The 21,191-nt window shown below is 41.0% G+C and carries 17 protein-coding genes and 1 pseudogene; 10 read left to right on the top strand and 8 right to left on the bottom strand.

The window, feature by feature from the left end; genetic code table 11:
- Positions 1–339: 339 nt before the first annotated feature.
- From H6G83_RS30185 to H6G83_RS30195, 3 genes are all read left to right on the top strand, one after another.
- A complete protein-coding gene (locus H6G83_RS30185; RefSeq protein ID WP_190478992.1) occupies positions 340–1,110 on the top strand; it encodes a hypothetical protein in 771 nt (256 codons plus the stop codon).
- Positions 1,111–1,693: 583 nt separating this feature from the next.
- The gene (locus tag H6G83_RS30190; RefSeq protein WP_190478994.1) at positions 1,694–2,404 is read left to right on the top strand and encodes a hypothetical protein; all 711 of its coding nucleotides are present in this window, start codon (positions 1,694–1,696) and stop codon (positions 2,402–2,404) included.
- 62 nt (positions 2,405–2,466) lie between these two features.
- Entirely contained in the window at positions 2,467–4,071 is a 1,605-nt protein-coding gene (locus H6G83_RS30195; RefSeq protein ID WP_190478996.1) for an NAD(P)-binding domain-containing protein, read from the top strand.
- A gap of 81 nt (positions 4,072–4,152) precedes the next feature.
- On the opposite strand, the gene H6G83_RS30200 is transcribed toward H6G83_RS30195, so the two are convergent.
- The 3 genes from H6G83_RS30200 to H6G83_RS30210 all read right to left on the bottom strand — a co-directional run bounded on the left by H6G83_RS30200 (position 4,153) and on the right by H6G83_RS30210 (position 6,343).
- On the bottom strand, positions 4,153–5,040 hold the full coding sequence (locus tag H6G83_RS30200) for a hypothetical protein (RefSeq protein ID WP_190478997.1): 888 nt from the start codon (positions 5,038–5,040) through the stop codon (positions 4,153–4,155).
- Between the two features lie 42 nt (positions 5,041–5,082).
- On the bottom strand, positions 5,083–5,592 hold the full coding sequence (locus tag H6G83_RS30205; protein WP_190478999.1) for a hypothetical protein: 510 nt from the start codon (positions 5,590–5,592) through the stop codon (positions 5,083–5,085).
- A 106-nt stretch (positions 5,593–5,698) separates the two neighbouring features.
- Positions 5,699–6,343, bottom strand: a complete 645-nt coding sequence (locus H6G83_RS30210) for a class I SAM-dependent methyltransferase (protein ID WP_190479002.1) — start codon at positions 6,341–6,343, stop codon at positions 5,699–5,701.
- A 238-nt stretch (positions 6,344–6,581) separates the two neighbouring features.
- Here H6G83_RS30210 and H6G83_RS30215 point away from each other — a divergent pair, with 238 nt between their 5' ends.
- Positions 6,582–8,207, top strand: coding sequence for an ArnT family glycosyltransferase (locus tag H6G83_RS30215; RefSeq protein WP_190479004.1), 1,626 nt, complete (start codon positions 6,582–6,584; stop codon positions 8,205–8,207).
- A gap of 318 nt (positions 8,208–8,525) precedes the next feature.
- Here H6G83_RS30215 and H6G83_RS30220 read toward each other — a convergent pair whose 3' ends face one another.
- From H6G83_RS30220 to H6G83_RS30230, 3 genes are all read right to left on the bottom strand, one after another.
- Complete coding sequence (locus H6G83_RS30220; protein ID WP_190479007.1) at positions 8,526–9,059, bottom strand: hypothetical protein; 534 nt, start codon at positions 9,057–9,059, stop codon at positions 8,526–8,528.
- Entirely contained in the window at positions 9,056–9,550 is a 495-nt protein-coding gene (locus tag H6G83_RS30225) for a DUF4365 domain-containing protein (RefSeq protein WP_190479009.1), read from the bottom strand. The genes H6G83_RS30220 and H6G83_RS30225 overlap by 4 nt, the downstream gene beginning before the upstream one ends.
- A gap of 82 nt (positions 9,551–9,632) precedes the next feature.
- Positions 9,633–9,818 (bottom strand): hypothetical protein, encoded by a 186-nt coding sequence (locus tag H6G83_RS30230; protein ID WP_190479011.1) that lies wholly within the window; start codon positions 9,816–9,818, stop codon positions 9,633–9,635.
- A gap of 135 nt (positions 9,819–9,953) precedes the next feature.
- On the opposite strand from H6G83_RS30230, the gene H6G83_RS30235 reads away from it, so the two are divergent.
- The 4 genes and pseudogenes from H6G83_RS30235 (at position 9,954) to H6G83_RS30250 (ending at position 13,994) form a co-directional block, all read left to right on the top strand.
- Positions 9,954–10,421: a MarR family winged helix-turn-helix transcriptional regulator gene (locus H6G83_RS30235; protein ID WP_190479014.1), complete on the top strand. Its 468-nt coding sequence runs from the start codon at positions 9,954–9,956 to the stop codon at positions 10,419–10,421.
- Between the two features lie 150 nt (positions 10,422–10,571).
- Positions 10,572–11,990: an HlyD family secretion protein gene (locus tag H6G83_RS30240; RefSeq protein ID WP_190479016.1), complete on the top strand. Its 1,419-nt coding sequence runs from the start codon at positions 10,572–10,574 to the stop codon at positions 11,988–11,990.
- 143 nt (positions 11,991–12,133) lie between these two features.
- A pseudogene (locus H6G83_RS30245) lies at positions 12,134–12,265 on the top strand (MFS transporter); the annotation flags it as partial.
- 133 nt (positions 12,266–12,398) lie between these two features.
- Positions 12,399–13,994 (top strand): DHA2 family efflux MFS transporter permease subunit, encoded by a 1,596-nt coding sequence (locus H6G83_RS30250; RefSeq protein ID WP_242044948.1) that lies wholly within the window; start codon positions 12,399–12,401, stop codon positions 13,992–13,994.
- Between the two features lie 99 nt (positions 13,995–14,093).
- Here H6G83_RS30250 and H6G83_RS30255 read toward each other — a convergent pair whose 3' ends face one another.
- Entirely contained in the window at positions 14,094–14,915 is an 822-nt protein-coding gene (locus tag H6G83_RS30255; protein ID WP_190479019.1) for a Uma2 family endonuclease, read from the bottom strand.
- Positions 14,916–15,396: 481 nt separating this feature from the next.
- Between H6G83_RS30255 and H6G83_RS30260 the strand changes: the two genes are divergently transcribed.
- Positions 15,397–15,846: a hypothetical protein gene (locus H6G83_RS30260; protein WP_190479021.1), complete on the top strand. Its 450-nt coding sequence runs from the start codon at positions 15,397–15,399 to the stop codon at positions 15,844–15,846.
- Positions 15,847–16,009: 163 nt separating this feature from the next.
- On the opposite strand, the gene H6G83_RS30265 is transcribed toward H6G83_RS30260, so the two are convergent.
- Positions 16,010–17,689: a transglutaminase domain-containing protein gene (locus H6G83_RS30265; protein ID WP_190479024.1), complete on the bottom strand. Its 1,680-nt coding sequence runs from the start codon at positions 17,687–17,689 to the stop codon at positions 16,010–16,012.
- Positions 17,690–18,234: 545 nt separating this feature from the next.
- Here H6G83_RS30265 and H6G83_RS30270 point away from each other — a divergent pair.
- Positions 18,235–21,096, top strand: coding sequence for a cation-translocating P-type ATPase (locus H6G83_RS30270; protein WP_190479026.1), 2,862 nt, complete (start codon positions 18,235–18,237; stop codon positions 21,094–21,096).
- Positions 21,097–21,191 lie beyond the last annotated feature (95 nt).

The following is a 21,191-nucleotide window of genomic DNA, read 5'->3' on the forward strand; positions in this document are numbered from 1 at the left end:
CATTGTCGCCTTGTTACTTGGTCAACCTTTGCCTGTTGGTAGCTTCTTCCCTGAATCTTGGAGAAGCCCCACCGCTTTCTCTTCTGCTTAAACAAAAAACCTGCCCTTGAAAGGGGGTTAGGGGTGGGTTGCTCCCCTGCTCCTCTGCTCCTCTGCTCCCCTGCTCCCCTGCTCCCCTGCTCCCCTGCTCCTCTGCTCCCCTGCTCCCCTGCTCCCCTGCTCCCCTGCTCCTCTGCTCTTCACTTACCGAAATCAATACATATCATCTAGATTCTTGCACAGTCACAAACTGTTGTAGATACAATTAGTCTGCAATGCTTGCGTTGGGACTTCAAGAAAATGTTACGTGTTTATCATCTGATAATTGGTGCTATTCTATTAGTTTTAATACCAGTTGGCTTAAGATTTTTCCTCCCCAATATTTTTACCAATACAAATAAAGGTACACAACCAAATACTGTAACTACACCAGCGAAAACTCCTACCCCCTCCACCACTTCCTTAAAACAAAGCAACGTAAATAAAGCAAATGTTTGGCAGAAACTATTAGGTAGCACTTCTGCACCCAAGAATTGGCAAGTAATACCTTGTGAAAGAGAAGTGACTTTGCTATGTGTTTCTTCTCAAGGTAGAGATTTGGGTACAGTTGAAGTTGAGATTTCTCCTCTAAAAGATAATACTGAATTGCAAAAGCATTTAACAGAAGTTGGTACTTCTCAGAGTTCTCAAGCAGATTTGCAAAATCCTCAGTCCCAAAGCAAATTGATCAAAGCACTGCAAGCTTGGGTAGCGGACTCATACAACACCTTTGCAAAAGACCACCAAACTAGATACGCAAATAGTATTGCTTTCTCAAGCTACCCACCACAGCAAGTAACTATGGGGAAATTACCTGGAATGCGTTATGGTTTTGTCAGGCTGAAACCAGAAGGTGGTATCCAAGAACAATATATTGGTTATGTCACATCAGATGGTACACAACTGTACGTAATTACCACATCATTTAATTCCAGTGTATCTAAAGGTAAGTTTGAGAGCCTAGAAAATTTGGCAATTTTTCAACCATATTTGTCGGCGATCGCCGAAAATTTGAACTTGCCAAATCGCTAGGAATTTCCGGGTCAGAGAACAGGGAAATCAGCCTCAATCTAGGGAATTTCTAGAAGCAAGTAGATAATCAAAATTAAATAGGTTTAAGCAATCTATTAGAGCTATCGCCAGATAGATCAGGAAATTTATTATCAACCACTTTGACCCTAATAGGGCGCACAGCTATCTGTATAGCCATACCCGTCTACCTAATTCAAAAACTTATAATTATAGCAGTTATCTGTCTTTCTTAAAAGCAGAATTTATATTTGATGAAGCAATTTACTTAATTAAAAGTTTTTACTTAAAATTTGTGTTCCGATTATTACAAAAAAATAAATAGAATCAATGTTTAAATTTAAGTATAAATACAGTTAACAATTATTTCAAAATGTAACAGAATGAGTAACGATTAAGTAACCTCACAGAAAAACAGATTCCATACTGAGTAAAAAATTTTAGGTGACGTTATTTCGACGTTAATATATTTTAAATTTTCTACTTCAGAGGAGTGACATATTTTACTTTTTTAATGTTTTGTGGTTACTCAATTATTTACTTCACGAATTTCAGCATTTCAGACGGGCAATAAATCAGGGTTCAAATGAAAGAAGTTCTAGCATTAATTGAAACAAGAAAGCAGGAATTTGCTAAGTTACCACTATTTCGGTTTTTGCAAGATAAAAATATAGATCCGAAAGAAAGACTATCTTGGGCTCCTTGTCTAACACCCTTGGCGATGGGATTTGCACAATTGAATAAGTACGATTTCCGAAAAGAACCAACTAGCGATCCAATTCAAGCAATTATTAATCAATATACTTATGAAGATGATTATCATTGGCAGTGGTTTTTAGAAGACCTTGAAAAATTGGGTTTGAATTACTCGATAAAATTTTGTGATGCTGCGAGATTTTATTGGGGAGCAGAAACGCAAAAAACACGCCAAGTATGTCATCAAATTGCACTACATACTTTTCGAGCGGAACCTGTAGTTGTCCTGTCCGCAATTGCAGCTATAGAAGCAACTGGAAATGTAGCTTTTGCTTTAACAACACAAATAGTAGAAGAACTTCAAAAAACTAACGGAAAAAATTATCGCTATTTTGGTAACTATCATTTGCTTGCAGAAAGTGATCACGTTATAGGGTTCGATGATATAGAACTCTTAATGAAAAATATCGAACTAACTGAAGAACAAAAAACTAAATCTTTTGAAATAGTTGATAAAGTGTTTGAGCTATTCACAGAAGCTACTCATGAGATGAAAACTTATGCAGAAAAGCAATCAATAGTTAAACTAATAACAGTTTAATAAATACCGGCAGTGGAAATTTAGTCAATATTAATTTTTAGATGAATTATACAACTCAAATTATGAAATCAATCACAAAAGTAGAATATTTAGTCATTGGCGCTGGCCCAGCAGGATTACAATTAGGTTATTACCTTGAGAAAACTAATCATAATTATATAATTCTGGAAGCTGGTGATAGCCCTGGAACTTTTTTCAAAAACTTTCCTAGACACAGGAAATTGATTTCAATCAATAAGGTCTATACAGGTTATGATGACCATGAAATTAATCTCAGATGGGATTGGAACTCCTTATTGAATGATAGTGAAAAAATGCTGTTTAAGAATTACACTAAACAGTATTTTCCGCATACAGATGATTTAGTCAGATATCTTAGAGATTTCGCCACCGAGTTTAATTTAAAAGTTCATTATGGTTGCAAGGTTGTCAAAATTACCAAAAATGAGCAATTTTTAGTCATTGATAGCAATGATCACATATATTGTGCAGCACGAGTAATAATTGCTACAGGATTTACTAAACCTTACATTCCAGTAATACCTGGAATTGAGCTAGCAGAAAATTACACGGATGTATCCACAAACCCAGAAGATTTTATTAATCAAAGAGTTCTAATTATTGGTAAAGGAAACTCTGGTTTTGAGACTGCTGATAATTTAATTGAAACAGCAGCACAAATCCACATAGTTAGTGAACATCCCATATCTATGGCATGGAAAACAAGATATGTGGGCAACTTACGAGCAGTTAACAATAATTTCTTAGACACATACCAGTTGAAATCACAAAATGCTGTTTTGGATGCTAGCATCAAAAAAATAGAGTACAAAAATGGTCTATTTTCAGTTTCTTTTTCTTACACTCATGCTCATGGAGAGGAAGAAACTTTAGTCTACGATCGCGTGATAGTATGTACAGGATTTCGTTTTGATAGTTCCATCTTTGATGAGTCATGTCAACCAGAGTTAACTATCAATAATCGGTTCCCATCTCAAACCAGTGAATGGGAGTCAACGAACATTAAAGATTTATACTTCGTCGGTGTGTTAACCCATATGCGGGACTTCAAGAAAAAACAATCCGGCTTCATACATGGTTTCCGTTACAATGTGCGAACATTGCACAAAATACTTGAACATAAATATCATAATCAAGAATTGCCATATCAATTAGTGGATTCTACCTCAGAAAAATTAGTAGAAGCTATTATTAAACGAGTTAACCAAAGTTCAGCACTATGGCAACAAACAGGTTTTCTTTGTGACCTCATCATAGTTTCTGAAGAGGACAAAACAGCAAAATATTATCAAGAACTTCCCAAAGACTACATACATGATAGCTATCTTGGTGATAGCGATCACTACTATACAGTCTCATTAGAGTTTGGCTATGACGTTAACAAAATGCCCGATCCTTTTAACATAAATCGTGTTCACAAAGATGATGCAGTCAATGCTTCGCAAAGTGCTTTCATCCACCCCATTATTAGGCATTTTTGTAAAAACACTTTGATTGCAGAACATCATGTGATTGAAGATTTAGCATCTGAGTGGGTAGAGGATGTGCATATTCTGCCATTGCTGGAATTTTTTAATAGTCAATTATCACAAACCAAGCAGGAGACTGATGTCGCAATAAGAGAGTGGAACACAACCACATTCTGACATGATTGATTGAGTAGATAATTTTGTCGTAATTTTTTCATAGGTAATAGCAAAGGTTGATATTTACTATTACCCATTAACCTAAATTTCAGCTACCGCTCGTTCGATTAAGCGTCTGGCTAAGGTTTGTGTACCTGTGTGTTCATAATAATTAGTCGCTACATCTAAGAAAGCAGCAACATAATCTAATTTATCGTCAGCGACATCTAAAAAGCTACTCAAATTATGAGCTACTTTTTGGGGAGTTAAATTATTAGCCCTCACAAGACCATTCATCCAACCTTTGACAGAATCAAAACTTTCACCAATAAAGTTGAGTTTACTGCCAGCATTGCTACCGGGAATTACATCTTTGATACCTTGAAATGTTGAGTTTTTTTCTAACTCTTGAGGATTGGTTTGACTTAAACTAGATAGAGCTTTGTTAATAAAATCTGGGCCTAGAGGTATCAAACCATCAACACAAACTAAAGCTACCATACGAATTAGTGATTCACCGCTATATTCTCCTAAAGAGGCGACAAAATCACCAATACTATCTCCAGGGATACCATTGATTTGGCAGAAGGCCACTAATTCAGCTACTAATTTCAAACATAAATCTATAGTTTGAGCTTTGTCAGCTTTGGGTGTAATTGAGTTTAAAAACCCTAACAAAGGGACTTTTTCACCAACTTTATTGGCTAAAGCAGCTGTACCCAAGGCTTTATCTGTACCATCAACAGTTTGATAAAGCCATAATGCTGTTTGATATCCTTGGGAGCGATCATTAAATAGATAAATGGCGCGTTCGCCAATTTGCTGAATTAAGCTTTCGTCGGTTTCACCAGTGACAGTTTTAATAGTATTGACAAAGCCAACAGTATTTTGCCATTCACCGGGGGCGACAAAATCTAGGGCGTTGAGTAGGGAAACGGTTAAGCCGCTAGTTGGTAGTTGATCTACTAACTCAAAAATAGGTTTGCTCACAATTTTTTCCTTATTGATGTTGAGTTTGGGAGGGGGTGGGGTTTATTTGAGTTTGGCTAGTCCGTCGAGGTTGAATTTTTCTAGCCAGTCGGCGCGATCGCTTGCGGTAAATGATGGGGAACGGGATAATACTTTCACTTGATATTTCCCTACTAACACTGCTGTTTGTGTATTTCCTACTTCCACAGCCGGATAACCGCCGATTTTTTTGGTACTGTTGGCAAATTTGGCGGCGGCGGTAGGTAGGCTACTGGTATCGGAAATGGATAGTAAGGCTAAATCTTTGCCGTCTTTTTTCAACTTGGCTTCAGCAAAACCTTTCTTTTCTTGCGTGTAAACGCGCTGATATCCAGCTTCCTCACTGGGGAAAAATTTATTAAATTCACCACCCTGTGTTGCGTTTTTAGCCACGGCTTGACCGCTTTTTTGACGGCTACTTTCTTGCTGTACTTGGTCAAAACGTCCAGGGGCTTTAGGGGTACAGGCTGTAGTTAGTAATAAAACAGACAGCAATACAGCCGCTAAAATTCTACGTGTACTCTGGAAATTCATCTTTACTCCTAATACTTGAGCTTTGAGGCAATTATCGGTGGTGCTGTCAACTCATACCCAAAAATTTATCTTTTGATCCGATTCAGTGTTGACAGTTGACTATAAACTATTGACGATAAGCGATCGCTGCATAAAACGGATCGCCACCCGGCGCACCTAACCACTGCAAGACACTGGGGATTGCTGATTTACGGGCGATGATTTCTGGGGTGCTAAATCCCGGTACTGAAGAAAAGTAGCGTTTCACCAATTCTATACGTCCCGGTTCGGAAGCATCGCGCCAAGCTTGAATGGCTTTTTGATAAAACATTCGGTTAGAAAAGCTGATAATTGCGATCCCACCCGGTTTGAGGATGCGGTGTATTTCCGAAAATACCGCTTCTGGATATTGCAGGTACTGCACGGAAACACAATTGAGAACTGCGTCAAATTCTTCATCTTTTAGGGGTAAACCCGGATTTTGGTTGAGGTTTTGGACAAAATAATGATCTAAACGCTTGTTACGTTCTAGTTCCTCGGCGTTGAGTCCGTGTCCTTCCACATGGGCAAAGTTGATCTCGTCTGGTAGATGCGAAACCCAGCTACTCATCAAGTCTAATATGCTTGTGTTGGATTTCAGCTTTTCCCTATATAAATCAGTCAATTGTTGAATAAACCCTTCATCAACATGAGTGACGAAGCGGGGATAAGCATAAAATAGATTGTCGTTGGTATCGTCTAATTTTGAGCGTTGATCGGGTTTGAGTAACATAGGTGCTGATCAGGAAACTTGTGTAACTTCCAGTCTTCTAGGAAATAAAGACTATTTCACATATTTTAATAAAGTCAGGACTTTCGCAACTGGCACAATAGTAGGGTGCGTCAGATGTGGAAAATCCTTGAATTTGTCCGAAATTATTGGAGCTGACACACCCTACAGTTAGTTTGATGATGACACTTGCATAAGTCCTAAAAGTTAAGGTTGATCTACCCATTCACTCAGTGTTTTAATGTCCTATAAATCACCATCACTACAGTCAATTTGCCAACAAATCAGCTTATCAAAAGCCTTTCCTTACATTAGTTTGCTGATTTGGACAGTTCCTTTATTACTATTCAGTTCTGGGCAAAATAGTTTAATGGCCCATGATGAAGGACTTTATGCTAGGCGTGCGCGTGACATTTTCGACAGTGGTGACTGGATAGCCGGCTGGGGAACCCATCACCATAAGACTCCCGGCCCTTATTGGTTAATTGCTAGTTTTTATCAGCTATTTGGAGTCAATGAATTTAGTGTTAGACTTCCTAGCCTGATTTTTGGGATTTTTTGCCTATTACTTGTCTATGAAATCGGCAAGATTATTCTAGGTAAAAATTTAGCTTGGCTAGGTACAGCAATTTTAAGTGTGGAATTTCTTTGGTTGCAATATTGCCGTATAGGTAATCCTGATGTACCAATGGTTTTTTTAGTACTTTTAGCTATTTATTCATTGATGCAGGCTGAATTAAACCCAAAATATAGGTACATTTTTGGTTTTATTGCTGGGTTAAGTTTAGGTTTAGGCTTTTTAATTAGGAGTTTTGTCATTGTTCTGCCAACAATAGCTTTATTACCTTATTTAATCGGAGAACATCGTCGGCATCGCCATTTGAGTAACCCTTGGTTATATGTGGGTATAATTATTGGTTTTGTGCCTACATTGGCTTGGTCATGGTTGAATTGGCAACTCGATAGCAATAATACTTTCACTAGTTTAGTAGGATTTGTATTGCAATCTGGGTCTGAAGAGCGTGATGGCAATGGGATATTATTTTATTTCTGGAATATTGCTTTAAAAGCTTTCCCTTGGGCATTTTTGGGATGTTTAGGATTATTTTTACTGTGTCGTCGTCCTCTACCTCGATATCATTTAATCTTGGTAGTATTTCCTCTAATTTACTTTATAGAAATTACTATTTTTTCCACTCGTTTATCTCACTATGCCCTTTGCCTTTATCCTTTCATTGCGTTACAAGCGGCTGTGGGTTTAGACTGGTTGGGGAAAGTTTTTGCGAGGGGACATACAAAAAGCAAATCCTTTTGGCAAAAGGGTAATATCCCACTTATTCTTAGTTATGGCAGTGGTGTACTGGGAATTTTATTTTTGTTAGCAGGTATAGTTGCTTTTATCTGGGGTGGAGTCTATCGCAACTATGCAATTATTGGTTTAGTTGTTGGTTTAAGTTGGTTTATAGTGCCTATAGTGTGGATCAGCCGCCATAGATTAGGATTAAAATCTTTCACTGCTAGTTATTGGATCGCAGGTTGGCTAATTCCTTGCTGGTTAGCTTTGGCGTTCGTGGGCAACTTTGGCTTGTTAAGTGACTATAATCCCGCTTTTCGCACTTTTTTACAACAGCCAGCGATCGCTTCTATCTTAAAAAACCACCCGATCAACTTTGTCCAGGTGCAAGATAAAAACTCTGTCCTAATTATTTTCTACACTCCTATTCACGGACAACAAGTAGATACCATTACCCAACTACCACCCTCCAGCTATGCTTGGGTAGATAAAAATAGTATCCCGGAAATACCTCAAGCACACCGCGTTATTGGAGAAGTAAAGAACTATCAGTTGATTCAATTGCTTCCTTAGTCAGTTGACAGCTAAAGCAGTGTAGTAGGATTGCTCGGTCGTGGTTGATACATGAAGGAGCGATATCGCTATAACAGGACTTACGCAAGTGTCACAATTGGTGGTTGGTGCGTGACGCTACAAGTCTGATTACTACGTTCAAATATTATCGCTCCTCACACACCCTACAGAAAAAATATGCCAGTTGCGTAAGTCCTATATAATTTCAGCAAAATCATTAAACGCAGCATTTCAAAAATTTAAATAACATCCTGAACATCATTAAATTCTGGATATCCTGATTCAGACAGCAGTTAAATTAATCATAGATTGAATATTTTAAATCTGAAACCCCTTTGGATTATGGAGAATAAAATGATTACCTTCTTTAACTAAATCCCCTGTACAGCGAATTGGTAAACGTTCTTGATAAGCTTTTATTGCTAAAATATAATCCTGGTCTGCAAGATTTATTTTAATTTCTTGCAACTTCTCAAAGACTGTACCTAGTAAGGTAATCTCTCCCCTCAGTTTTTCTATTTCTGGGGTAGCAATTTGCATCACCACACCTTGCACAGTGAAGTTAGGGTAATTAGTAATAAAATCACTGAGAATATCAAATTGATCTCTATTTTCTACTATCTCTAATGTTTTTAAAATATCACTAATTCTTTCGGCATAATCTCCTAAATTATGTTGGAGAGGTAGCAAGATTTCATATTCATCTGTGGTGTCTGTTCTCAAACGCCAAATTGCCCCAGCATCATGATAAATTCGTCCTGTTTCCTGCCATCCTGTAGCTTGGAGATGTGTTTGTATAACATCAGGTTGAACTGTTTTCAGTATTTGACTATCTTTGATGGTAACTTTCATGGCAATTCTCCAAAACTAATGCGTTGAATAATGGCTTGAAGTGCATCTGGTGTAAACTGATTATGACGTGGTATTTCAATAGTAACATTGGTTGTATTGGTGGTATCTGGCATTCCGCGTAATGAAACCCAGTAAGCACAATATCTTAGACACAGTTCATCTTCTGTTTGTTTTATCCATTCAGTGATTTTTTCTGGAACTAGGACAACTACTAAAATTCTCGGTACAAGAGAATTTATCCTTAAATCATGATAGTTTTTGATGATGAGGGGATATTTAAGAGAGTTTTCTTCAAGAACATCTCTAGCGGTACATTTAAGCTGTAGTTCTAGTCTGGGAGAAAAGATTTTACCTGTGCCTCCTCTGCTGACTATACCTAAATCTACACTATCGTTGTCTATTTCTGGTCTATATATAGAATACCCAGCAACAGCAGCGATCGCTCTAACATAGGTGATGCTAAATTGTTCTTTCTGTTGGTTAATATCCATAATGGATAATGTTGTTCAATTATTTTTAATAAACTCATATCTTGCACCACTCTCTTATTGACAAAATAACAGCCCCAAAAGCTTATTTTTTCGTAGGGTGGGCATTGCCCACCACAAGCTTATTGAGAAAGTGCAAGATATGAATAAACTCTAGCCATTCAGTTAGATTTTTTATATCATTTGTATTAGCTTGTTTTTGGATGTTTAAAGTTATGATTTCATGGACAAGTTGTTCTTTTTGAGCTTGTGCTATTGCTTTTTCTGGCATGGAAAATGTATCGTTACAGCGATGCGGAGACGCTACGCGAACGCTCAGGGTAAACTGTCCACAGTCAACTGACTCTTGACGATTAACTATTAATCAACCTATAATAAATATTACGTATGCTAAGTATTTATCTAAATGATTGCCCAATCCGATCATTCTTCTACTTCAGAGTCGTGGCAGCAATATCTTGCCCCTTACAGTATGGGTTACAGAATCAAAATCCTTTCTCAACTTCTGACTCGGAAGTTTACTGAAAGGCTAGAACCCTTTGGTTTGACTCCATTTCACTGGTTGGTTTTATGCTGTCTATGGCAAGAAGACGGTTTGCCTACTTCTAGCATTGGCGACAAACTCAAGCAAGTAGGAGGTACGCTGACTGGTGTACTCGACCGGATGGAGGAACGAGGTTTAGTGCGTCGGGAAAGGGATGTACACGATCGCCGGATCTGGCGAATTTGGCTGACTGATGCAGGTAAGGAGTTGGAAGGTATTTTACCACCAATTGCCGCAGAGTTAAACGATGAGGCTATGCAAGGGATTACTCCTGCTGAATGTGATATCTTCTCTCAGCTCTTAAATCGCGCGATCGCTAACCTTTCTTAGGCATTTTAGCTAATCACCCTGATGGGTGAAGATATTCATATTATTGCTATCCGATAATATTACGCATACGAAACAACAGCCAAAAAACTTCTAATAATCGAATATTACGTACTCTAAACATTATCAAGAAAAATCAGCGAGTAAACAATCATGGCAGACAACAACTCAAACGGACGCAAGCCCCAAACTGTAATCATCGAAAGAGAAGTAGTTGAGACAGAAGCACCAATAGAAACAGCAGAGGAAGTCAAGGAAACGCCCAAAAAACCCAAAAAGCCGATGAAGTTAATTTTGGCTGGTTTGGGAGTAGGTGCGATCGCCGTAGGTGCTTTTGGTTATAACTATTGGCAATATGCTTCTACCCATGAAGAAACCGATAACGCCACAGTCACCGGAAATATTCACCAAATCAGTAGTAGAATACCGGGAACTATTGAGCAAGTATTAGTAAATGATAACCAGCTAGTGCAACCAGGACAACTGCTAGTCAAACTTGACTCTAGAGACTATCAAGTGAAAGTACAGCAAGCACAAGCATCATTAGATAATGCTCTGCGTCAAGCCCAAGCAGCCCAGGCGAACATTGCCCTATCTTCAGGAACTAGCACAGGTAAAACAACCCAAGCCCAAGGTGATGTGAGTAGCGCCACAGCTGCGATCGCCACAGCCCAAGCCGCAGTCAAAGAAGCCCAAGCCGGGATTCCCTCAGCCCAAGCCGCAGTCAAAGAAGCCCAAGCCGGGATTCCCTCAGCCCAGGCGCAAGTAGCCCAAGCCAACGCTAACCTAGAAAAAGCCCAAGCCGACTACAACCGCTACCAAAGCCTGTTTCAACAAGGGGCGATTCCCAGACAGCAGTTAGACACAGCCAGAGCCACTTATGATGTAGCTGTAGCCCAAAAGAGTGCAGCAGTTCAAGGCGTAGAACAAGCACAAGCAAGATTAGCATCAGCCAGAGTGGGAGTAGCCAAAGCCCAGTCACAGTTAGCACAAGCCCAAGAAAACGTCACCAACGCCCAAGCCAAATTAGCAGCATCTCAAGGTGGATTACAACAAGCTACCGCCAGTGGACAGGATACCGCAGTCAAACGTAGCCAATACGAAGCCGCAAAAGCTGCGATCGCCCAAGCCCAAGCCTCCCTCAACGATGCCCAATTGCAGCTATCCTACACCAACATCACCGCCCCCAGCGCCGGACGAGTAGGTAAGAAAACGGCGGAAGTAGGGAACCGCGTCCAAGCCGGAACAGCATTAATGGCAATTGTCGATAACAATTATTGGCTAGTTGCCAACTTCAAAGAAACCCAACTGGAACAAATGCAGCCTGGACAACCAGTAGAAATTAAGCTAGATGCCTTCCCCCATCACACCTTTACAGGTAAAGTTGATAGCATTTCCCCGGCTTCTGGCGCACAATTTGCCCTATTACCACCCGACAACGCCACAGGTAACTTTACCAAAGTTGTCCAACGTATTCCCGTCAAAATAATTTTTGACCAAAAGAGTATTCAAGGATACACCTCACGGATTACACCAGGGATGTCTGCGGAGGTTAGTGTTGATGTTAAGTAATCGAGGCAGTTGGCAGTTGACAGGTGACAGGTGACAGGTGACAGTTGTTTCTTTTCTCCCTCATCTCCCCATTCCCCTCCTGGGAGGGGTTAGGGGTGGGTTACTCCCCCATCTCCCCAGTCCCCAGTCCCCAATCCCCAATCATGAATACAAAAACCTGGCTGCAACTACCCGCCTTTAGGTCAAAAAATTACCGACTGTTTTTTCTCGGACAGGGAATTTCCCTAATCGGTACATGGATGACACAACTAGCTACAGTTTGGCTAGTTTATTCGGAAAAAGGGATTATTACAGAGGAGGAAGCGACTAGGGTGTGAGGTCAGTTTGTAGTGAACGATTTATCGCGGAAAGTGATGGTGAGTGAGGACTAAAGTCCTTACTACAAACTTTAAAAAATGGATAAATATCATGAGTAATATAGACGCAATGCGTCAGCCAGGAAAGAACTCTATTGTCCCACCTGAAAATGTATCTTTGCGAACTTGGATTGGTGTGTTAGCCAGTATGCTTGGTGCATTTATGGCGGTGTTAGATATTCAAATTACTAACGCTTCATTACAGGAAATTCAGGCAAGTTTAGGCGCGACTTTAGAAGAGGGTTCTTGGATTTCTACAGCTTATTTAGTTGCAGAAATTGTGGTCATTCCCTTAACTGGTTGGCTATCTAGGGTATTTTCTTTACGGCGTTATTTATTAGTTAATACTGCTTTATTTATATTTTTTTCTATATGCTGTGCTTGGGCGTGGGATCTCAACGCCATGATTGTATTTCGGGCTTTACAAGGTTTTTGTGGCGGGGTATTAATTCCTTCCGCAATGACAGTTGTACTCACGAAATTACCCCCGTCAAAGCAAACAGTTGGGCTAGCTGCGTTTGCAATTACAGCAGTTTTTGCCCCATCCATCGGCCCGACATTAGGCGGTTGGTTAACGGAAAATTACGGTTGGGAATATAACTTTTATATCAACGTAGTTCCGGGTATAATAATGTTGGCGGGAATTTGGTATGGAATTTACCAAGATAAACCCCAATTACAACTATTAAAACAGGGTGATTGGTGGGGAATCATTTCTATGGCAATTGGCTTAGGTTCCCTACAAGTTGTGTTAGAAGAAGGTAGCCGCAAAGATTGGTTCGGTTCACAGTTAATAGTGCGTTTGAGTATATTGGCAGCAATCTTCTTAACCTTGTTTTTTATTATTGAATTGACTCGTAAGCAACCATTTATTAATTTAAGGATACTACGTTATCGTAACTTTGGTTTAGCTAGTATTGTTAACGTTTCTTTGGGTGTGGGTTTATATGGTTCAATTTATATTTTACCTTTGTACCTTGCTCAAATTCAAAAATATAATGCTTTACAAATTGGTGAAGTATTAGTTTGGGCTGGTATACCCCAATTACTAATTATTCCTTTTATTCCTAAAGTCATGCAACGCATTGATGTGCGTTTTATGGTGGCGTTGGGTGTGGCTTTATTTGCTATCAGTGCATTTATGAATGCAGGACTAACTAATCAAACAGGATTAGATCAATTAAGATGGTCGCAGCTTGTCAGGGCGATGGGACAACCTTTAATTATGGTTCCTTTAACCTCAATTGCTACGGCTGGGTTGCATCCTAAAGAAGCAGGTTCAGCTAGTGGTTTATTTAATATGATGCGAAATATGGGCGGTTCTATTGGGATTGCTGTTTTAGCAACTTTATTAACCAATAGAGAGCAATTTCACTCGAATAGATTGGGTGATTCAGTATCTTTATATAGCCCAGAAACACAACAGCGCCTCGAACAAATGACGCAGTATTTTATTAGTAAAGGAGCAGATTTAACTACAGCACAAAATCAGGCGATCGCATCCATATCTAACATAGTCCGCCGCGAAGCTTATGTCTTGGCATTTAATGATTGCTTCTACTTTATTGGACTAGCTTTACTGCTAAGTGGAATTGCAGTTTTATTCTTCAAAAAAGTGAAAGCAACAGGTAATGCTGTTGCTCACTAATATTATGGTAATTGGTAATTGGTAATTGGTAGTTGGTAATTGGCAAAAACAATTACTATTCCAACTAACCATATTATAAGTAAATAACTGAACTTGATATTAATCCAATAAATCTGGATTAATTCCTAAAGCATCAAGTTGTTCAGGAGAAAGATTACGCAATTTTTCTACAATTCTCTCCCGCTTTTGCTTTTCAACCTCTGCTCTTTGCTTTTCAACCTCTGCTCTTTGCTTTTCAATTTCTGCCGTTTCGTAACCGTCCAGTAATAAATTACCCTCTGCATCCCACCACCTTAACCAAGGTAGGTCAACATTTCTATATACGCCTTGCCAAATTCCTAATTCTACCCCCATAGGTGCAATTGGATAATGTCCCCGTTCATTGGGCTGCATGAGTTGATAAATATTATCAACTAAGTGATAAACTTCTACTTGCGCTTTTGTCGCTTCATAAATGGCATAGTAAGGTACACGAATTGCTTGTTCGTAAATCCAAAATTTACCTACATTTCCACCTTCACCTTGAGATGGTGGTGTTCTATCTCGTTCTTCTCTACCATCCCCAGAGACAAATTCAATCACAATTAACGGTGCAACGTACTCCTTCCACAATACGTAGGAACGGCGAGTTTTCCCACTCAAAGTAGGCGGTACGTTGGGGACAAAAAACCAGTCTGGTGCTGTAGCGCCTTTCTCTGGTGGGTCAGTTAAACGCCAGTAAATACCCATATCCTGACCGATGCAATAATGACCATCAGGATGAAGTGTTTGTATGACGGGTTCAATTGAGTCGGTGAGTAAAATACTTTGCGGATGTTCTTGCCAATTTTTGTCTGCGACACGCTTCGCGAACACGAAAGTCCCATCTGAGTCTGGTAGTTGCGTGTGGTCAGGTAGCGTTAATGCCGATAGGGAAGTCATAGGCTTTAACTAAGAGGATGTTTGAATCTAATTGTAATCTTGAGGTTGGGAATACTGATCTAAAGCGAGTGAGGAAGTTAGTAGGGTGCGTCAGTACGAGAAACACTAGCTATACCAAAAAAATATTCATACTGACACACCCTACATTTTGCTAAATAAAACTCTTATTTTTCTCTCTCTGTGCCTTTGTGCCTCTGTGGTTTAATAAATAATTGTTTACCACCCAGACATAGAGACACGGAGTTAAGAGATTATAGAGGTATTTTCCGCTATAATACCTAATTATCTTGGCAGGGCTAGCAATACCTAACCTACGAAAATCATAGGAGTTTCAAGCTGAGATTTTCGTAATAATATAATGGTGCAAAATATTAAGTTATGCAAGTATCTAAAAAAGCTTGATAATACCAGAGCAAGTTTTACTTCTAATTCGATTGAAAATTCAGGCTTTTACCCATCAAGTAAATAAAGAAATATCTTTATGCTTTACAAATGGTTCAAGGATTACCTGGAGTCTCGCCCCTGTCTAACTGCCTTTAATGATTTAGAAAACAAAGAGCCTCGACAGCATACTCATTTTATTTTATTTGCGCCTAATAAATGGTTTAATCTCACACTTAACCAAATTTTAGATCGTCCGCAATGGTATAAAGGAGTGCTGCACAATCATCCTTGGTTTAATATCAGTATTATCTTGAAAGGTGGCTATTGGGAGAAAACGGAGAAAGCATTGAAATGGTATAGACCCGGTTCGATTATATTCCGGTCTGCAAAGAAGTATCATTCCATCTGGATTGAGGATGGTAAACCAGCATGGACTTTGTTTATTCACGGGCCTGTTACTAAAAAGAGTTTTGATTTCATGCAGGATGGCTTGCCAGTAACCCCAGAACAGCTTGGGTTAGCAAAAGCCGTTTTAAAACGTAAATAGGGGACTGGGGACTGGGGACTGGGGAAGGGGGAAAGGGGAAAGGGGAAAGGGGAAGGGGGAAAGGGGAAAGGAAGAAGCCTTCTATAAACTAATCACTGTCAACTGTCAACTGTTAACTGTTAACTGTCAACTGTCAACTGTCAACTGTCCCCTATCACCTTCTTTAAAACTGTGGTAACTCCTTGAGAATGGTAAAGCGAATGTGGTTAATTGCTAAATCACCTATGGGGATATCTTCTTTGGTTAATCTAGTACCTTGACTGCTGAGAGTTTCAAAGGGGATACCTTTACCAATTTCGATGTGATACCAACTTAAACCCATGAAAAAACGGGTAGGATATCGGCCATCATTACCGACATCATCAGGGTTAGATTCCATTGGCAACCAGCCAAAACCGGGGATGTAAAATTCTAACCAGACATGATTAAAATCTGGTTGTAGGGGAACTCCTTGATGTTCGCTTTGTGGGGGACATTTGTATCTACCAACGGTGCGGCAAGGAATACCATTTAAACGGCACAGGGCTAATAATACACCCACATACTCACCACAGGAACCAACGCCCCGTTCTAACACAACGTCTGGTGTATCTATGTAGGGTTTAATGCCATAAGACAGTTCATCATATACATAATTGCGGATGTTGTACATTTTCCGCAAGAGATTTGTTTCGGAACCGATCGCATCACGGGCAGCACGGCGGACAATGCTAGTATCCATTGCTAATTCGTCATCATCTACCAAGTACTTTTCCTGAAATTCTGGTGGGAGTTCGGGTAGGTTATCTACGTCTTTGGGTGTGATGCGATACTTGATAGCCCGCACTTCTAACAATGCTTTCCAGCCAAATATATGGCGTTCACCAGGGGCTAAGGTGTCAAACTTAAATACAGCTACACGTTGTCCATCAATTACTTCTTCTGTAAAAGGGATACCGATGGGTTCGATTTGTTGGATTTTTTGCCGTTCTGTTTCTGAGGGGAGGGCAATTCGCCATTCTACATCTTGTAAATACACCTCTTCTAAGGGGGAAATTTCCTCGGCGTAGGACATTTCAATTAAATAACCATTAGAAAGGGCGTAGTGTTTTTCTGGGTCGTGATAGTAATGGAGGGGGTGGATAAAGGTGCGATCGCGGTACGTTAATTCATGGTTAGGATCAGCGTTAGGATTATCCCTAATATATGGTTCCTCTGAGGCATAGGCAACGTACAGATTTTGTTTGCCTGTCTCGGCATCTAAATGTACTCCTATACCTGTGGGCGCTTCAAACGGAGTCAATACACTAAACTTAATTTCTCCGGTTGCCCTATCTAGAGAATACACCGTTTGTTCGGTGCGATCGCACACCCACAGGGTATCACCATAAACTGCCAAATTCTCTACACCAACCCCTGGGGCATAAAATCTAGTAATTTCTTTACGGCTGTCGCGGTCAAAAATCAAAATATAGCCTAACCTGTAGCAGCTAACATAAACTGTTGATTCCCAAACAGCCACACCATCTGCACTATAAGGTAAGGTGACAAAATGTTCCAAACCTAAAGAATCAACCTTGCATCGATAGACGCTATTACCGCGAGTTACCCAGAGGGTATCTTCCCAAACGGCTAAACCTGTAACATCTGTAAATTCCTGAACTTGATGCGGGTTAAGAATTTTGCTGTTATCGGTTTTTGGGTCAATTTCTAATAAATGCCCCTTAATAGTATCAATGGCAATCAGTCTATCTTGGATAAAAGCTATACCACATAAAGTAGCAGCCGTCAATGGTCTAATTGTCCTTGGCGTTAACATTGGGCTAACGGTCAAACTAGTGGGCGCAACACTCATATTCAGCATAATTATTTAATGGTTTAACACGCCTAAAATAAATTTGGCATGACGGCAGAGGTGACAGGGGACAGGTGACAGGGGACAGTTATGTTTAACACGCCTAAAATAAATTTGGCATGACGGCATTAATCCAGATTTTAGACCTGATGTTAATTACATTATCAGTACAATGTCTCCTGAAAAACTCTTACTGAGGAAATAATATGGGACTGAGGAGTGGGGGGAGATGGGGGAGTGGGGGGAGATGGGGGAGTGGGGGAGCAACCCACCCCTAACCCCTCCCAGGAGGGGAAAGGAGCAGAGGAGAACAACTGTCACCTGTCACCTGTCACCTGTCACCTATCACCTATCACCTGTCACCTGTCACCTGTCACCTGTCACCTGTCACCTGTCACCTATCACCTGTCACCTGTCACCTGTCACCTGTCACCTATCACCTATCACCTGTCACCTGTCACCTGTCAACTGATGTAATGTAACTTTGGTGGATGGTTTTGTGGGCATGACTCCATTATGATCGAGTTCTGTAACCATTTTCTGTGACTTACACAATGTCTGCTAATTCTCTACCTGAAACGGCCACAGTTTGGCATAGTTTGGAAGTTGATAAAGCACTAGGACTGCTTAATAGTAATGCAGACAGTGGCTTAACAACCGAAGAGGTTGAACAACGGTTGCAAAAATACGGCCCCAACGAACTAGAAGAACATGGGGGGCGTAGCGCTTGGGAAATTTTGCTCGATCAGTTCAAGAACATTATGTTATTGATGCTGATAGCAGTGGCTTTGATTTCTGGATTTCTAGATTTCTACTCTTGGCGTTCAGGGCAACTCAAGGCTGGAGAAATACCATTCAAAGATACGATCGCTATTTTAGCAATTGTCGTCCTCAATGGTATCCTGGGCTATGTGCAAGAAAGCCGTGCCGAACAAGCCCTAGCAGCCCTGAAAAAAATGGCTTCTCCCTCGGTGCGGGTCATCCGTAGTAATAAATTGGTAGACGTAGCAGCTAAAGATATAGTCCCAGGGGATGTGATGCTGCTGGAGGCGGGAGTGCAAATATCCGCCGATGGACGGTTGATTGAAGAGTCGAATTTACAGATACGCGAGTCAGCACTGACAGGCGAAGCAGAAGCAGTCAATAAACAAGCTACTATACATCTACCCGAAGAAACATCTTTAGGCGATCGCATTAATTTAGTTTTTCAAGGTACAGAAGTCGTCCAAGGACGCGCTAAGGTGCTGGTAACTAATACTGGCATGACTACCGAACTGGGGAAAATTGCCACTATGTTGCAGTCGGTGGAAAGTGAACCGACACCTTTGCAGCAACGCATGACCCAACTAGGTAATGTATTAGTTACAGGTTCTTTGATTTTAGTGGCGATCGTTGTCATTGGTGGTATTATCCAAGCTAGGGGTTTTAGCAACATCCAAGACCTGTTGGAAGTTTCCTTGAGTATGGCGGTGGCTGTCGTTCCCGAAGGTTTACCCGCCGTTATCACCGTCACTTTGGCATTGGGAACCCAGCGCATGGTAAGGCGCAACGCCTTAATTCGCAAACTCCCAGCCGTGGAAACCTTGGGTTCTGTCACCACCATCTGTTCTGATAAAACCGGCACACTCACCCAGAACAAAATGGTTGTGCAGTCGCTGTACACCAACCAGAAAACTTTTCGCGTCACAGGTGAAGGTTACGCCCCTGTGGGTGATTTCCAGTTAGATGGGCAAAAAGTAGAGGTGGAAGATTATCCCGAAATCTCCGCGTTATTACTTGCCTGTGCAGTATGTAATGATTCCGTCCTGCAAAAAGAACAAGGCGAATGGGCAATTTTAGGCGACCCTACCGAAGGCGCATTGGTAACACTGGCAGGAAAAGCAGGGATTGAAAAAGACCAGTGGAGTTATAAATTACCCCGTGTGAGCGAGTTTCCCTTCTCCTCGGAACGCAAACGCATGAGCGTAATTTCCGAGATAGAGCAAGTATCAACTGGTGAACAATCTTTTACAGATGTTGACCCCGCCCTGGCAGGTTTGGTTAACGGCGAACCTTACCTCATGTTTACCAAAGGTTCCCCAGAGTTGATTTTAGCACGTTGCACATCTATTCAACTGGGCGCAAACTCTGCCCCCTTGCAAGAGGAACAACGCCAGCAAATTCAGGCGCAAAATGACCAGATGGCGAGTAATGGTTTACGGGTGTTGGGTTTTGCCTATAAACCTTTGACAGAAGTCCCGCCAGAAGGGTCTGATGAGACATCAGAACAAGGTTTGGTTTGGTTGGGGTTAGTGGGAATGTTAGACGCACCACGCCCAGAAGTCCGCCCAGCCGTGCAAGAATGCCGACAAGCTGGTATTCGCCCAGTGATGATTACAGGCGACCATCAACTAACAGCAAGAGCGATCGCCGTTGATTTAGGTATTGGTCAAGAAGGTGATAGAGTTCTTACTGGTCAGGAATTGCAAAGGATGAGCGACCAGGAATTAGAACAACAAGTTGACCTAGTAAGCATCTATGCCAGGGTATCCCCAGAACATAAATTACGTATTGTCCAAGCCTTGCAACGTCGCGGCAGATTTGTCGCCATGACAGGGGATGGTGTCAACGATGCGCCAGCCCTCAAACAAGCCGATATTGGGATTGCAATGGGTATCACTGGCACAGATGTCAGTAAAGAAGCTAGTGATATGGTGTTATTGGATGACAACTTTGCAACTATCGTCTCCGCGACGAAAGAAGGTAGAGTTGTTTACACCAACATCCGCCGCTTTATTAAGTATATCTTGGGTAGTAACATTGGTGAAGTTCTCACCATTGCGGCTGCACCACTTTTGGGATTAGGCGGTGTACCGTTAACACCCTTACAAATTCTTTGGATGAACTTGGTAACAGATGGTCTACCAGCCTTAGCCCTAGCGGTAGAACCACCAGAACCGGATGTGATGCAGCGCCCACCCTTCAGCCCTCGTGAAAGCATTTTTGCCAGAGGCTTGGGTTCTTATATGATCCGCATCGGGATTATTTTCGCCATCATCACCATTATCCTCATGCAATGGGCATATACTCATGCCCATGCAGTCACAGGCCCTGGACTCAGCGCTGACCGATGGAAAACAATGGTGTTCACCTCCCTATGTATTGCCCAAATGGGTCATGCGATCGCCATTCGTTCCAACACCAGACTCACCATTGAGATGAACCCCCTCTCAAACCCCTACGTACTAGCAGCCGTAGTTGTGACAACAGCTTTACAGCTGATGCTTGTCTACGTTCCCCCCCTGCGCGATTTCTTCGGTACACATTGGCTACCCCCCACAGAATTAGCCATTTGTATCGGCTTTAGTGCTTTAATGTTTGTCTGGATTGAATTGGAGAAAATCTTCTTCCGCCTGACTGGGAAGAAAGCGGTGTAACAGTTGACAGTTGACAGTTGACAGTTGACAGTGGGCAAGAAGAGGTTAAAGGCTTATTCCTTTCCCCAGTCCCCAGTCCCCAGTCCCCAGTCCCC

The sequence above is a fragment of the Anabaena azotica FACHB-119 genome (assembly GCF_014697625.1).
GTDB classification, from domain to species: Bacteria; Cyanobacteriota; Cyanobacteriia; order Cyanobacteriales; family Nostocaceae; genus Trichormus; species Trichormus azoticus_A.

Bases quoted from the DNA above. Each gene is read 5' to 3' on its own strand.
- H6G83_RS30270 (WP_190479026.1), top strand. From the start codon at position 18,235: ATGTCTGCTAATTCTCTACCTGAAACGGCCACAGTTTGGCATAGTTTG.
- H6G83_RS30265 (WP_190479024.1), bottom strand. From the start codon at position 17,689: ATGCTGAATATGAGTGTTGCGCCCACTAGTTTGACCGTTAGCCCAATG.
- H6G83_RS30230 (WP_190479011.1), bottom strand. From the start codon at position 9,818: ATGCCAGAAAAAGCAATAGCACAAGCTCAAAAAGAACAACTTGTCCAT.
- H6G83_RS30215 (WP_190479004.1), top strand. From the start codon at position 6,582: ATGTCCTATAAATCACCATCACTACAGTCAATTTGCCAACAAATCAGC.
- H6G83_RS30190 (WP_190478994.1), top strand. From the start codon at position 1,694: ATGAAAGAAGTTCTAGCATTAATTGAAACAAGAAAGCAGGAATTTGCT.
- H6G83_RS30220 (WP_190479007.1), bottom strand. From the start codon at position 9,059: ATGAAAGTTACCATCAAAGATAGTCAAATACTGAAAACAGTTCAACCT.
- H6G83_RS30205 (WP_190478999.1), bottom strand. From the start codon at position 5,592: ATGAATTTCCAGAGTACACGTAGAATTTTAGCGGCTGTATTGCTGTCT.
- H6G83_RS30260 (WP_190479021.1), top strand. From the start codon at position 15,397: ATGCTTTACAAATGGTTCAAGGATTACCTGGAGTCTCGCCCCTGTCTA.
- H6G83_RS30225 (WP_190479009.1), bottom strand. From the start codon at position 9,550: ATGGATATTAACCAACAGAAAGAACAATTTAGCATCACCTATGTTAGA.
- H6G83_RS30250 (WP_242044948.1), top strand. From the start codon at position 12,399: ATGAGTAATATAGACGCAATGCGTCAGCCAGGAAAGAACTCTATTGTC.
- H6G83_RS30240 (WP_190479016.1), top strand. From the start codon at position 10,572: ATGGCAGACAACAACTCAAACGGACGCAAGCCCCAAACTGTAATCATC.
- H6G83_RS30195 (WP_190478996.1), top strand. From the start codon at position 2,467: ATGAAATCAATCACAAAAGTAGAATATTTAGTCATTGGCGCTGGCCCA.
- H6G83_RS30255 (WP_190479019.1), bottom strand. From the start codon at position 14,915: ATGACTTCCCTATCGGCATTAACGCTACCTGACCACACGCAACTACCA.
- H6G83_RS30185 (WP_190478992.1), top strand. From the start codon at position 340: ATGTTACGTGTTTATCATCTGATAATTGGTGCTATTCTATTAGTTTTA.
- H6G83_RS30235 (WP_190479014.1), top strand. From the start codon at position 9,954: ATGATTGCCCAATCCGATCATTCTTCTACTTCAGAGTCGTGGCAGCAA.
- H6G83_RS30210 (WP_190479002.1), bottom strand. From the start codon at position 6,343: ATGTTACTCAAACCCGATCAACGCTCAAAATTAGACGATACCAACGAC.